The organism is Dyadobacter crusticola DSM 16708 (genome assembly GCF_000701505.1).
GTDB classification, from domain to species: Bacteria; Bacteroidota; Bacteroidia; order Cytophagales; family Spirosomataceae; genus Dyadobacter; species Dyadobacter crusticola.
This window is the reverse complement of sequence record NZ_JNJB01000029.1, coordinates 1-13,300: the sequence shown is the minus strand read 5'-3', so window position 1 is coordinate 13,300 and position 13,300 is coordinate 1. Positions and strand designations below refer to the sequence as shown.

Annotated in this window: 15 protein-coding genes; 3 read left to right on the top strand and 12 right to left on the bottom strand. The window is 43.8% G+C overall.

Annotated elements, in window-relative coordinates:
* On the bottom strand, positions 1 to 282 hold a 282-nt coding region (locus Q369_RS0121705; protein WP_031529843.1), incomplete at its 3' end, for a transposase.
* A gap of 287 nt (positions 283 to 569) precedes the next feature.
* On the opposite strand from Q369_RS0121705, the gene Q369_RS0121695 reads away from it, so the two are divergent.
* Positions 570 to 1,127, top strand: a complete 558-nt coding sequence (locus tag Q369_RS0121695; protein ID WP_051664206.1) for a dihydrofolate reductase family protein — start codon at positions 570 to 572, stop codon at positions 1,125 to 1,127.
* A 237-nt stretch (positions 1,128 to 1,364) separates the two neighbouring features.
* Here Q369_RS0121695 and Q369_RS29595 read toward each other — a convergent pair whose 3' ends face one another.
* The gene (locus Q369_RS29595) at positions 1,365 to 1,634 is read right to left on the bottom strand and encodes an IS3 family transposase (RefSeq protein ID WP_445438680.1); all 270 of its coding nucleotides are present in this window, start codon (positions 1,632 to 1,634) and stop codon (positions 1,365 to 1,367) included.
* A 134-nt stretch (positions 1,635 to 1,768) separates the two neighbouring features.
* On the bottom strand, positions 1,769 to 1,948 hold the full coding sequence (locus Q369_RS0121685; RefSeq protein ID WP_031529840.1) for a hypothetical protein: 180 nt from the start codon (positions 1,946 to 1,948) through the stop codon (positions 1,769 to 1,771).
* Between the two features lie 841 nt (positions 1,949 to 2,789).
* On the opposite strand from Q369_RS0121685, the gene Q369_RS0121675 reads away from it, so the two are divergent.
* Entirely contained in the window at positions 2,790 to 3,362 is a 573-nt protein-coding gene (locus tag Q369_RS0121675; protein ID WP_229206915.1) for a DUF421 domain-containing protein, read from the top strand.
* A 363-nt stretch (positions 3,363 to 3,725) separates the two neighbouring features.
* On the opposite strand, the gene Q369_RS0121670 is transcribed toward Q369_RS0121675, so the two are convergent.
* The 9 genes from Q369_RS0121670 to Q369_RS0121630 form a co-directional block, all read right to left on the bottom strand.
* Positions 3,726 to 4,025, bottom strand: a complete 300-nt coding sequence (locus Q369_RS0121670; protein WP_031529838.1) for a hypothetical protein — start codon at positions 4,023 to 4,025, stop codon at positions 3,726 to 3,728.
* Between the two features lie 10 nt (positions 4,026 to 4,035).
* Positions 4,036 to 4,620: a hemolysin family protein gene (locus Q369_RS29590; protein ID WP_229206914.1), complete on the bottom strand. Its 585-nt coding sequence runs from the start codon at positions 4,618 to 4,620 to the stop codon at positions 4,036 to 4,038.
* Complete coding sequence (locus Q369_RS29585) at positions 4,551 to 5,333, bottom strand: hemolysin family protein (protein WP_229206913.1); 783 nt, start codon at positions 5,331 to 5,333, stop codon at positions 4,551 to 4,553. Before Q369_RS29585 ends, Q369_RS29590 begins: the two co-directional genes overlap by 70 nt.
* Positions 5,334 to 5,512: 179 nt before the next feature.
* Positions 5,513 to 5,716 carry a TolC family protein gene (locus Q369_RS0121660; protein WP_031529837.1) on the bottom strand — a complete coding sequence of 68 codons (204 nt, stop codon included), beginning with the start codon at positions 5,714 to 5,716 and terminating at the stop codon, positions 5,513 to 5,515.
* Positions 5,713 to 5,880, bottom strand: coding sequence for a hypothetical protein (locus Q369_RS29105; protein ID WP_157488275.1), 168 nt, complete (start codon positions 5,878 to 5,880; stop codon positions 5,713 to 5,715). Before Q369_RS29105 ends, Q369_RS0121660 begins: the two co-directional genes overlap by 4 nt.
* A 3-nt stretch (positions 5,881 to 5,883) precedes the next feature.
* Positions 5,884 to 7,125 (bottom strand): cation:proton antiporter, encoded by a 1,242-nt coding sequence (locus tag Q369_RS0121650; protein WP_031529836.1) that lies wholly within the window; start codon positions 7,123 to 7,125, stop codon positions 5,884 to 5,886.
* Positions 7,126 to 7,584: 459 nt separating this feature from the next.
* Positions 7,585 to 8,643, bottom strand: a complete 1,059-nt coding sequence (locus Q369_RS0121640; protein ID WP_031529835.1) for a calcium:cation antiporter — start codon at positions 8,641 to 8,643, stop codon at positions 7,585 to 7,587.
* 239 nt (positions 8,644 to 8,882) lie between these two features.
* Positions 8,883 to 11,846 (bottom strand): protein translocase subunit SecDF, encoded by a 2,964-nt coding sequence (secDF, locus tag Q369_RS0121635; protein ID WP_031529834.1) that lies wholly within the window; start codon positions 11,844 to 11,846, stop codon positions 8,883 to 8,885.
* A gap of 124 nt (positions 11,847 to 11,970) precedes the next feature.
* Positions 11,971 to 12,318 (bottom strand): hypothetical protein, encoded by a 348-nt coding sequence (locus Q369_RS0121630; protein WP_229206912.1) that lies wholly within the window; start codon positions 12,316 to 12,318, stop codon positions 11,971 to 11,973.
* Positions 12,319 to 12,982: 664 nt separating this feature from the next.
* Here Q369_RS0121630 and Q369_RS0121625 point away from each other — a divergent pair.
* Positions 12,983 to 13,300: response regulator (locus Q369_RS0121625; protein ID WP_031529832.1), on the top strand; the 318-nt coding region annotated here is incomplete at its 3' end.

The following is a 13,300-nucleotide window of genomic DNA, read 5'->3' as shown; positions in this document are numbered from 1 at the left end:
CCCCAAGACCTTTTTTAAAAAATCTACCTGAACCTGAAGTTCTCCGATCTTGGAATACAATTCTTTCTCCTTTGTATTTTCAGTGTCATTCCCAGCCGTCGGTACCTCTTTGCTGAACACGAGCTCCGCCTTTTCCAGAAACTCCCGCTTCCAGGCCGCTATCTGCGTTGGATGAATCTCATACTTGGAGGCTAGTTCCTGGACGGTCTGAACCTCTTTGATAGCTTCAATGGCCACTTTGGCTTTGAAGCTTGCGCTGAATTTTCTGCGTTCCTTTTTCATAGTCAACTACTAAAATAGAAATTTAAGTAGCTGTCCAGATTTTTGGGAGTATTATATCATGGCTGGTGGTCGGCGAGACTTTTACTCAATCGCCTGGATAATTCTCAGCGCGATGACTGACGGTCAAACTGCGGTGGATTGTAAGAAGATTAGTTATGCAACACTCACGGGGTTAAAGTGTACTGTCGGCCTTTTTTTGGGTACATTTCCTTCTATAATGTATTTTAAGCAAAGGAGTTGTGGTTAGAAATGATTTTTTTAGTTCCGTACGTAGTAACTTTTGATTTATGGGCAAATTAGTAGTAATCGAGTGGCTTTCATTGGACGGCATTTTCGATACTAACCTTTTCGATAAATGGTTCTTTCCCTTTGATAGTGTAGAAAGACAGCAGTGTATTAAGCAAACCACATTGGCCAACACGGCAATCTTATATGGTCGCAAAACCTATGATGAATTATCTGCGTATTGGCCTCATAATACGGATCCTGAGCTTTTTGAGATAACTAAAAAACTTAACGAAACACCAAAATATGTCGTTACTGACAACCTGCAAGATGCAGGTTGGAATAAAACGACCATCATTTCGGGAGACGTGTTCAATCAAATCAGCGAATTGAAAAGGCAGCCAGATCAAATAATTCATGTGAATGGCAGCGCGAAGTTGGTGCAGTTTTTAGCCGAAAAAGGCTTGATTGATGAGATTCAGCTCCTTATACATCCCGTTGTGCTAGGAACAGGCCAGCGGTTTTTCATTGAGGGCATGAATATTCCAGCATTGGCACCCACCAATATTCGGCAAATGGATAAGGGTGTTTTGCTTGTTAGTTATCAAGTTCATTTATAATCTAATGATTCCGGAAAATTCGGATTCCCATGAAGTTGAAAACATCCGTTGATATCAGACAGCTTTATATGCCTGTGCAGCCAACGGCCCGACAGTCTGGTGAGCAAGTTTTATATTCCGAATTTTGCCAGATGACCTGTTACAAAGCTGTATATATTGTTACTGGAATTAAAACAGCCAACTACCTGGTGTGAGAACAGATCAATCAGACACACAGATACGCCCATTTGCCGCCTTTCAGGGATATGTAAGTGATATCGGATACCCACACACTATTAGGTCTGGTTGGTTTGGGCTGGCCCAGCAAAAGATTGGGAGATACCCGTTTCCCATGCCAACTATCGGTTGTCCTTGGAATAAATTCGGCGGCTGAATAGCCCTCAATCCTTCTTTACGCATGATTTCAGCAACTTTCCTGCGACCAATTTTTATCCCCTTTTGCTTCAAGGATTCCTTAATGCGTCTACTACCGTATCGTTTGAAATTCCGGACAAACTCCTTCCGAATCTCATGCTTTGGCCGGTTATATTTTTTATCAACGTTATGGCTTTTCCCATGCCTGTAACGACAGTAGGCTGTTCGACTAACTTCGAAAAGTGAGCACAGATAATTGATTTTTTGCGTCCGAGAAAGAGAGTATATCAGCTCATAGACATCCCTGAGTCGGACTGGCTCAAGAGACCTACGGTCATTTTTAAGATTTCCCGGTCAGTTTTTAAGCGCTCGTTCTCAGCACGTAGTTTTGCAACTTCAGCAGCCAGCTTTGCTGCTTTATCGTTACCATTTTCTTCGCTATTTGATTTCGTCTTTTTCTTTGCCATCCTTCTCCAACGATAGAGAACCCGCGGCGGCGGACCGCTTCTCGGCAATTCCAAATGCCTACGAGATTTCCTTAGCGCTTCTGCCGGAAGCCAGCATTCTGGTCATCTCCTGCTTGAAATCAGCATCGTAGCTTCTACGAGTTTTTACCAATTTTTTGTCTTTCATTTTGCATCATGTTGTGCAAAAAATGTGTGCCGCTTTTTGGAGCCACCTCAGGTCTCCTCAAATATGGGTGGTTGGTGGCCTAAAATAGTTGGCAGGCATGTGGACAAAACGATGGAAGCCAAAGGCTTTTTTAAGCCCCGGAATGGCGCTCTTAGCACCAGGAAAGACGATAAAATTAGGCACACCATAAGTAAAGGGCTCTGCCGTTATATAGAAAGTAAATCTATTTTGGAAACGTGCAATACCTGCTGGATACTTGAAGACTGGTTAACTGTCAATCGATCCAGTAGCATACCAAATGACAGATCGTTGAATTGCTGCGCACGAGTGTTTGCTCAACTGAGCGGGCGGCGCCACCTGGTCCGCAACCGAGCTCCGATACCCTTGGCCCTTTATTCAAAGGCTAGGCATCCACGACTTTTTTGGAGTCTATCTGAAAGCTTACTTTTCATATATGGCTCAGCCGGATCTAGGTTTTAAGGATTCATCTCAAACCAGTATTTTTAATTTTACTGGTACAATTCTTTAAAAGGCCCTGAAAAGTTATTAACTCTCTAAATCAGAAACACTTTGGATTGGCAAACATTATTTCTTAACGACCTGGACTGGAAATTTGCTCTTGAAATTATCCTTCGCACTTTTATCATGTTTGCCGTCATTCTAGTTTTTCTTCGAATGTCAGGAAAAAAGGGGGTCAGACAATTGTCGATCTTTGAGGTGGCAATCATCATCGGTTTAGGCTCCGCTGCCGGTGACCCGATGTCCAATAAAGAAAATGCGATCCTGCCTGCGTTCTTGGTCTTCATTACAATTCTTGGGTTCTATCGCCTGATTACCTGGTTTGCCGTAAGGAACGAAAAATTCGAAAGCGTACTGGAAGGAGATCCTATCTACATCATTGAAGACGGTGTTTTTAATTTGGACACTGGTGATCAAAACCATGCAAAAGACGAATTCTTTTCTGAAATGCGTCAACAAAGTATCGAGCACCTGGGACAGGTACGTACCGCCATTCTAGAACCAAATGGAAACATTAGTTTTTTGTTCTACGAAGATGATGAAGTCAAATCAGGCTTACCAGTGATGCCCAAGCTTTATAAAGAGAAACTTAAAGTGATCAGCAAGGAAGGCGAATATGCCTGCTGCTTTTGTGGAAATGTTGAGCACATTGAAGAAAGCAAAAAACAATGTAACAGGTGCAAAATGGACGAGTGGGTGAAGGCAATCAAAACACGCAGACTATCCTAATCAGGTAACCCCTCGATTCATAACATCTCAAAAAATTAGCTGCCAATGTTGTTTTTAATGTCCGATCTAATGGCATTGGGCAATCCTCTACTTTCTACAATTCGCTCCAAAGGTTTAATGATTCATCTTCGATGACAGTGAGGTGTCGACCTCAATTGCCAAGACCTCACGAGAGCAATCATCGATCACATTGAACGTCCGAAATTTACGGATCCCGACCATGCTATCACTCATAAGTCACGCTCCAAGTATCATTTATCTGCGCAGGCTGAACCAGCGGTTGTTTAACCCGGTCTGGCAACCTTACGCTTACCTTTTCGTTTCTTATTGAGCTTTAAAGCTTGATAGAGGCGGTGTACCCGCTTATGGTTCCAAGGTGGTATTCGGACTTTTGTCCGTCAGACCGATGATGCGAGCACCTTTCAATTCAGTTGCTAATTGGAAGCGTTGCAAGCCATTGATTGGCTGGTCGGGTGCAACCCAGTTTATAAATATTAAATCAGGATTCGGGATCGAATTGCGCTCTACAAAGGAAATTGCTTGATCACAACTATTGACAAAGAAACAAGCCACATGAGGGAAGGCTTGTTTGGCCGCTTGGCTGAAAATTAAATGCCCATCTTCATTTTCATCGATCAGCAGGAATGTTAAAGTCTCGTTCACCCTTTCCAGATTATAGTATGGTCGGCAAAGTCATAATCCGCACCAACGTTATGCTACTGCGGTGCATTTTAAGGATTGTAAATTCATAATCTTGGGTTTTGACATTGTCACCCGTAACAGGGATCCTTCCCAGCTTTGAGATCAAGAAACCAGCAAGCGTTTCAAAGTCACCATCGACGTGGATGCTTTCTGGCAGGTACTCATTCAAATCAGTGAGCGAAGCCGAACCCTGAACGATATAAGAATTGTCTGCTTCTCTTTTTAGAATGGCATTTTCATTGTCGTACTCATCCTGAATTTCGCCTACCAACTCTTCCAATATATCTTCCATGGTTACAATTCCCTCTACACCGCCATATTCATTGATGATAATGGCCATGTGCTGACGGGTTCCCTGAAATTCACGAAGTAGAATGCCTATCGGTTTTGATTCCGGAATCATTTCCACCGGCCGAATCAGATCGTTTAGAAGAATGGACTCCCTGTTCCGGTTTTTTAAAAGCAGGTCCTTCAAGTTAATGATCCCTACAATATTATCGTTTGAGTCCTCAAATACCGGGACCCGAGAGTAGCCCTCCTGTATAATCCGTTCCAACTCAGCTTCGGTAAAGTATTTTTATCAATGGCCACAAGTTGGTTACGAGGTACCATAATTTGCCGGACAATTCTTTCAGAAAAATTAAAGGCGTTTTTGATAAGGTCATAATCTGCTGCTTGTATCAGCCCGCTCTCTTTTTGTTGATGTACCAAATAGCGCAGTTCATCGCTGGTGTGGACCTCGCTTCCATGGATCGGGGTAATGCCAATTGCCTTCAATATGATGTTGGCAATTCCGTTCAGCACCCAAACGATGGGTTTGAAAAGGATGTAAAACCCGTGTAGCGGATATGAAATAAATAAGGTTGTTGCTTCCGGGCGCTGTATTGCCACTGACTTGGGGGCAAGCTCACCAAAGACGATATGCAGGACCGTTATAATTGCGAAAGCAACCGGCAATGCAATCTGATGGGCCAGTTCGGGCTCAATTGAAAAGCCAAGTGAATGAGCGGAGCTAATCAAAATTTTGGATACAACCGGTTCACCGATCCAGCCTAGGCCTAAGCTTGCCAAGGTAATCCCAAACTGGGTGGCGGCCAGGTATCCATCCAGATGCGCGACAATCTGCTTTGATAAAATAGCGAAACGGTTTCCATCCTGAGCTTTTTGCTCTAATTGAGATGCCCTCACCTTTACGATAGCGAATTCTGCTGCAACAAAAAATCCATTCAACAGGACAAGAACGAACGTAATTAAGACTTGAATGACCATAATGCATTAACAAGATTGTAAACGGGAAAATTAAATAGTTCAACAAAAACCTACGATCAATAGAAATTACTCACGGAACTAAGCTCTTTCAATACTGCTCATTCAGAAGCTTTGACAATCATTTTGTCGGTAATAAATATGCAAAAACCAGGGACATTGTTGTCCCTGGCAATTACGGATCATCTCCACCCGCCACCAAACGCTTTATATAAATTAATTGAAGTTTGATATTGGAACTTCCGTGCATCGATTAAATCCAGCATCGCCTGCAATGCATTCTGCTGAGCAAGTAAAACTTCTATATAAGTTGCCCTGTCTGCCCGGAAAAGCTCGGTAGAAGTCCCAATCGAGCGGTTGAACTCGTTGGATTCATTACTTTTCAACCCTCTACCTTTTTGAGGTTTTCCATACGCACCAATGCATCATATAATAAGAGAGCAATCCAGAGTTCTGCAGGGCGACAATTCCCTACATTTTTGCGGGCATCAGCGAAAAATCCGATGACGATTTTGTAGCGTCCTGGCCAAAAGGCAAATACTTTGACCATGGTTTACAAGCTTTCCATCTTCTTAGTCAAAGTGCCAACAGTTAGCCCTTGGACGATAATAGAAAACAAAACAACGAAATAAGTAATAGCAAGGATCAGGTCCTTGTTTAGATCTTGGTCTATGGATAATGCCAGGGCAATCGATACACCGCCCCTGAGACATCCCCATACCAGCAAAGTCATGGACTTCTTACCAAATTTGTTATTAAAAGGGATGATTTTGACCGGTAGGTAGATTGAAATGAACCTGGCCATCAACACTACTAGGATTGTGACTGCACCAATGAGGCCATACCGCTTCAAATCAGGTATTAACAACAATTCAAACCCAATAATCAAAAATAAGATTGCATTCAAAATTTCATCGATTAACTCCCAGAACTTGTCAATATAGTCGCGCTCAGACTCTGTAACACCCCCAAGATGTTTGCCGTAATTTCCCACAACGAGCCCAGCTGAAACCATAGCAAGAGGCCCGGACATGTGTAGTGCCTGGGCTGCCAGATGTCCCCCCATTACAATTGCCAATGTAATCAGGACGTGCACATTATAGCCATCAACGCGGTAAATCATTTGTGAACCAATAAAGCCCAGCACAAAACCTAGAAGAATACCGCCCAATGCCTCTTTGGCCAGCAGCCAGGAAATCCCACTGAAAGAAGTATTTACTTCTTCTCCCCGCGCCAAGGCCAGCAGGACGATAAAAAGTACAACTGCTAAACCATCGTTGAACAGTGATTCCCCAACAATTTTCGTTTCCAGGGATTTGGGCACGCCCGCCTGTTTCAATATGCCCAGGACGGCAATCGGGTCCGAGGGCGAGATGAGTGCCCCGAACAGAAGGCATTGGATAAGCGGGATTCCCAAACCAACGATTGGCAGGATATAATACATCGCAAATCCGACCACCAGTGTTGAAATAACCACACTGATCGTTGAAAAGATAATGACCGGGATGCGCTGCTCTCGCAGGTCTTCAAGATGGACATGGATAGCACCCGCAAAAAGTAAAAAGTTGAGCATCGCCCCCATTAGGATTTCTGTGAAATCAATGCTAGAAATCAGCGAGGTGACACGCCCGAATATATTAGGGAAAAGCGTATCGGTAGCCAGCAAGCCAAGGGAGACAAGCAATGCGATTACCATAATACCTATTGCAGATGGCAATTTCAAAAATCGGGCATTGATGTATGCAAAGATTGATGAGACGACAATCAATGCTGAAAATGAATAGTATAATTCCATGATTGGGCAGTTAAATAAATGAATATAGCCCTTTAGGGCTGGTAGTGGGTTGTATTCAGGTTTGTGTTCGCTTGTTTGGTTCGCTCGATAATAGAGTAGTCAGACAAGACAAGTGCTTCCCCTTTTTGACACAGACATTTTGTTCAAAATGTGGGCCGGATCGTGGTGGCCAGTTCACCCAACGCCTTGGCCACCAGCATGGCACTTTCGCCAATTAATTGTATTTCTTCCAGCGTCTTATACATGAATGCTTGTTTTTTGATTGCAAGCCGGAACTGTGCTTAGTAGCAGATACCCGGCCAATCCTGATAATAGGGAACCTGTCAGGATAGAAAATTCCGCTTGATGACAAGAAGTTATATAATCTGAATGAAGCTGCACTAGCATATGAGATTAGGTATGCTGTGCTAGTCTTTGCCCTGGACCTAATTCGATGACGCTTTAAAGACAGAAAAAAATTTAAGGGAATACGATTGTAAATATGTACATCATCAAATTAACCAAAAGCACTATTGCATATAAGCTATTAGTCTGTCCCTTATTTAGCGAAAGCATTACTGTAAATACCGAAAGTACAAGCAGAACCATCGATTTCATATCTAATCCCAATACAAGTGGCAAGTCCATGAGTGTACACACAATTACTACGGTTGGAATACTGAGTCCGATACTCGCCAATGCCGAACCCAATGCAAGATTTATACTTGTCTGATACTGGTTACGTCGTGCAGCACGGATAGCGGCGATCCCTTCGGGCAATAAAATAACAGCTGCAATAGCTACACCAACCAATGCAGTGGGCAAGCCAGCTGCTATAACTCCGGCTTCGATTACCGGGGAGAGGTTTTTAGCCAATAGAATGACTACCCCCAAGCAAACCAGCAAAAGGACAAGACTAACAAAGGATTCTGCTGTTGTAACAGACTTTTCTTCGCCGGTAACGCCTGCCAGGAAATACTTGCGGTGCCTGATCGTTTGCGTAAATAAAAATGACCCGTAGATAACCAGGCAACAAACACCAGTTGCAATAAGCTGCGGCGCACTGTACGAAGGACCCGCCCTGCTGGTCGTAAAATTGGGCAGCACCAGGGTAAGTACCAGAATGGACACCAGGCTTACCAGCGCAATGGTTACGCTCTTTGTTTCAAAGCTCTGTTCCTTAAATTTGAGTGCACCGACAAACATACTTATACCCAGGATTCCATTCAGAATAATCATAACCGCCGCGAAAAGTGTATCCCGCGCATAAGTTTCGGCACCGATACCTCCGGTCAACATCAGCGAGACGATGATGGAAGCTTCTAACAATGTGACGGCAATTGCGAGTATAATGGTACCATAGGGTTCGCCTACTTTGTGTGCTACTACTTCTGCATGATGGACTGCCGAAAGTACACCAGCAATCAAAGCAGCTACGGCCAATAATGTGACAAAAAAGCCGGCCTCAGTTGGCAATACCAAGTAAAAAAACCAGGCGAAAAGAGGTGATATATAAGTCCATTGAAAAATTTTCTTCATAAATAAAGGTTGGCAATATTTTATGTGGAAATATAGTATTACCTAAAATAAGGAAATTTTGCTGTCTCGTCCCGAAATATCGATACATAACAAGCACATCGATATGGAAAGTGAAGAGCATTATCAAACTGAGAACATACAGAAAAAGAACAGTAGCAAACATCAGTCCGCTAACTGTTCCCAAATTGTAGTTTCCTGTTCTAAAACCTGTCTCGGTTTTTAGGACTAGTCGATTTTATTTAAGCTTTAACTTTCTTTGTTACCACAGGGGCGGCTTCTGCTGTTGCCAGTGCAGGCGTTTTATTCTGGTCGCGTTGCAGCAGGTCAACTACGACCGGCGCAGCTACGAAAAGCGAAGAGTAAGTGCCTACTATTACACCAAGCAACATACAGAATGTGAATCCGCGGATCACAGCCCCTCCGAAAATCATCAAGACGATCAGTACTAGAATTACCGAGACACCTGTCACTGCGGTACGGCTTAATGTACTATTCAATGCATTATTGATAACCGTCGGCAAGCTTTGGCCACGTGATTTATCGTCGGCCAGGTAGTCCCGGATACGGTCATAAATTACAACGGTATCGTTCATTGAGTAACCGATCATTGTCAGGATCGCTCCGATAAACGCCTGATCGATATCTAGTGACCAGGGAAGAATTCCATTGAACAATGAGAAGATCGCCAGGATAATAATCACATCGTGCGCAAGCGACACAACCGCACCATAACTGAACGCTACCCTTTTGAAACGGATCAGGATATAAATAAAGTTTGCAGCCAGTGCAAGCAATACCGCATACACAGCCGACCATAAGGTGTCATTTGCCATGGTCGGACCTACTTTGTTTGAACTTACGATTTTGGCTAAGTTACCGCTGATCTTCTTAACACCTTCCATGATCTTCGCTTCTGCGCGCTGATCCGCATCTGGTGTAGTTTCTTCGATCAGATATGCCGTGGTGATTTTCACCTGATCTTGTCCACCAAAAGTTTTTACCTCAGTGGCAGAACCCAGTGTTTCATCCATTTTATCACGCAATTCGTCTGCATCTACATTATTTTCAAAGCGCACCACATAAGAACGGCCGCCTTTGAAATCAATACCCAGTCCAAATCCTTTGAAAATGAACGAGCCAACTCCAATCGCGATGATTACGCTAGAGATAATGTAGAAACGGCGACGCTGAGATACAAAATCGAAGTTGTTGTCTTTAAACCAGTTTTTAGTCAGGCCGGTGTAAAAGTTAAAGGTCTTACCTTTTTTGATCTGGTGTTCAAGCAATAATCTGGTAATTAAAATCGCAGTAAAAAGAGAAGTAAGCAGACCTAATACCAGTGTAGTTGCAAAACCAAGTACCAATCCGGTTCCGAATGTATAAAGGATAATACCGGTTAAAAGCGTGGTTACGTTTGAGTCAATAATTGCACTCATGGAATTCTTAAAACCGTCGCGTACTGCTTGTCGAAAGGGTTTGCCTTCCTCTATTTCTGCTTTAATACCTTCATAGATCAGTACGTTCGCATCTACGGCCATACCAATCGAAAGCACAATACCCGCGATACCGGAAAGCGTCAATACTGCGCCGAGTGACGCCATAATACCGAGCAGGAAGAACAGGTTGATCAGCAATGCAATGTCAGCGATCCAGCCGGCCTTGCTGTAATATGCGATCATAAATACCAGTACGATCAATAAACCAACTGCAGATGAAATCAAACCGTCGTTGATCGCCTCAGCACCCAGTGAAGAACCTACAACTGCCTCTTCTACGATGTGTGTCGGAGCTGGCAACTTACCGGCCTTCAACACGTTAGACATATCCTTGGTCTCTTCAACTGTAAAACTACCGGTAATGCTTGAGTTTCCGTTTGGAATTTCTCCCTGTACAGTCGGTGCCGTGTAAACCAGGTTATCAATTATAATCGCAACCGGGCGTCCGATGCTGCGGGCAGTCAGTGAGCGCCACTTGCGGGCACCTTCGCCGTTCATACGCATGGTCACCTCAGGGCGGCCCCTTTCATCAAAGTCGTGGGTAGCATCCACAATCACGTCGCCTTCCATCGCTGCTTCGCCATTTGCCTTTTTAATAAAATATAAAGGCAGGATTAATTGGTTACCACCTGCTTCTGTTCCTTTCCGGTCCCACATAAAAACCAGGTCAGCCGGGAACAACGAGCGCACTTCAGGACGGCGCAAAATCTCTCCGGCGCGCGCAGTATCTTTCAGGTAAACACCCAATCCTTGCGGCATGGGAACAAACAGGCTTGTGATTGCCGCAGTCTGTGCCGCAATAGCCGCCGAGTCACTTTGCGTTGAATCGCTTTTTTGTGCCAGCTGCTCAGCCAAACCGCCGGTTGTTGTCTTCTTGGTAGTATCAGTAGTTGCAGTAGCAGCAGGTTTCTTTGCTTTCTCAATTTCCGCTTGCTTGGTCAAATATCTGCCCAAACCTTCCAGACCTGCGCCCAATTCGTTAGTAAGATATACTTCTGCAAATTCAAGTTTCGCAGCGCCTGAGAGCAGGCGGCGAACACGCTCCGGATTATCTACGCCTGGCAATTCCACCAAAATACGGTTCTGGCCTGGCAAACGCTGAATGCTCGGGTTGGTAACGCCAAATTTGTCAATACGTGCCTGGGTGATCTGAAACGCACGGTCAATAGCACCGTTGATCTCCGTATTTAGCATATTAACTACATCGCCATCTGACGAGTTGCTGCTGATCTTGCCGCGGTTTGCACTGGTTGCAAACACAGAAGCCAGACTGGTATTGGGCGCAGCTTCCTTGTAAGCAGCCACAAAACGGTTAATGAAAGTTTTGTTGTCTGCCGCCTTATCCTCGCCCGCTTTTTTAAGAGCAGCCTGAAATGCTGAACTGCGTGCATTTCCACCAGCCATTCCCTTCAAAATATCCGCAGGTGCTACCTCTAATACCACGTGCATACCGCCTTGAAGGTCAAGGCCCAGGTTAAGTTCGCGCTCCATTACTTCCTGAAGCGTGTGCCCCAGGTACACTTCTTCACGCCACAATGAATCAATATAGCGCTGTTTCTTCGTGATATCTACCTCTCCTCTTGCGTCGGTTGCGTAGGCGGTTGCCTTACCTTTGAAGTTGCGTGAAGCAAAAGTAAACGACAGATAATAGACGCTAATGAGGGCAATTACAATGGTAAGCCCTATTATTCCATTCTTATTAGTCATTTTTCAGAAAAAATTAATTGACATTCATAAACAAATAGAGATTGCAGCCTAATGCAAACCACTGGTGCAGGCTGTAAAATATTGAAAGTATAAATACTGAAATGCGGCGATTGCCTCCCCGTGTTCAGGGAGCGTTGGTGACGACAAACTTTCCAAAAATTTTTTGGAAGTAGGAAACCAGGAAAAATGATTCCTGAAAAGCAAACCTGACGGCAAGCTTACGGGCGACAAAATGCCAGGCCAGTTGTGGCAAAAAGTAAATGTAATGTGAGAAATCAAATGAAACGGCTGGCGCAATAACCGCTTCCATAGATAAGGTACTTACTTTTGCCTTGATCTGGCTGGATGCCTGTTCTTGAGCGTTTTTCTGCGCAATTTCTTTATTCTTACCAGCAAAATTCTGGCCTAACCCCGCGTAATCAGACCAGCACCAGGCACCTGCGACCACCAAAAGCATGGCAGCAGCCAGCATGAAGCTGATTGTCTGATTGATAACTCGTTGCGCTTTCACTAATCTATACAGGGGGTTCAAAATGAACCGCGAATTTTGATCTAAATATTTACAATACCAAACTATTTTTTCCGTAAATACCGTTTGATAATCTCTTTGCGGCTTATTTTGGTAATATGACAACGATCAGCCTTGAACACATAATCCTTGCTAACGGCTACGTCATTCATGTTTGCCGATAAACGGAACTGTCCCGCTGATTTTCGAAGGCTGAACCTCACAAGATCAAATCCTGACACAGTTCAGCGTACACTCCCACTTTCTAAGAATTTCGCCTGAAATACAACGTACCCCTGTTCAGCATTCTGTCATTTAACATACAATAGATATTCGAACGAGCTGTTAATCTCAGAAAAGGTAGTCTTTGTTCACATACTTACGACAGTTTGTATGTGTATCTAAGTCAACCGGAAGTACAGTTTAAGGTGCCCGATTCAAAGTAAATCAAACTCCCAAAGGCATTCATAAGCTCCAAACCCCCATTTCTTACAACATTCCAAATTTCATTTTAACGACCGATTAATTTGGCCACCTCGAGCGGTTACATATGGAGTCTGGGAATCACCTTGTTGAGAGCGCATAGTTGATAGAGATAAGGCGTTCGATAAAAATTTTATCTTTGCATATGAGGAGAAGTACAACTTTCTTTTTAGCAGATGACGATGCCGATGATCGCCTATTAATGATAGAGGCGATCAAAGCCATAGATCCAAACATCGAAATTGTGGAATCAGAGAATGGGCAGGAACTTCTCACGGTTCTAGAGTCGCAAACAGTATTTGATAGATGTCTTATCATTCTGGACATGAACATGCCGAAAATGAACGGCTTGGAAACTTTATCAAATCTGCGAATCATTCCTCGCTTAGCTTCCTTACCTACTGTTATGCTTTCAACATCTGGAAATCCAGATATGATTGACTTTGCTAAAAAATTAGGTGCG

Excerpts from the sequence above, each read along its gene's own strand:
- Q369_RS0121695 (WP_051664206.1), top strand. The coding sequence starts at position 570 with ATGGGCAAATTAGTAGTAATCGAGTGGCTTTCATTGGACGGCATTTTC.
- Q369_RS0121685 (WP_031529840.1), bottom strand. The coding sequence starts at position 1,948 with ATGGCAAAGAAAAAGACGAAATCAAATAGCGAAGAAAATGGTAACGAT.
- Q369_RS0121675 (WP_229206915.1), top strand. The coding sequence starts at position 2,790 with ATGTCAGGAAAAAAGGGGGTCAGACAATTGTCGATCTTTGAGGTGGCA.
- Q369_RS29585 (WP_229206913.1), bottom strand. The coding sequence starts at position 5,333 with ATGGTCATTCAAGTCTTAATTACGTTCGTTCTTGTCCTGTTGAATGGA.
- Q369_RS29105 (WP_157488275.1), bottom strand. The coding sequence starts at position 5,880 with ATGGTCAAAGTATTTGCCTTTTGGCCAGGACGCTACAAAATCGTCATC.
- Q369_RS0121650 (WP_031529836.1), bottom strand. The coding sequence starts at position 7,125 with ATGGAATTATACTATTCATTTTCAGCATTGATTGTCGTCTCATCAATC.
- Q369_RS0121640 (WP_031529835.1), bottom strand. The coding sequence starts at position 8,643 with ATGAAGAAAATTTTTCAATGGACTTATATATCACCTCTTTTCGCCTGG.
- secDF (WP_031529834.1), bottom strand. The coding sequence starts at position 11,846 with ATGACTAATAAGAATGGAATAATAGGGCTTACCATTGTAATTGCCCTC.
- Q369_RS0121630 (WP_229206912.1), bottom strand. The coding sequence starts at position 12,318 with ATGCTGGCTGCTGCCATGCTTTTGGTGGTCGCAGGTGCCTGGTGCTGG.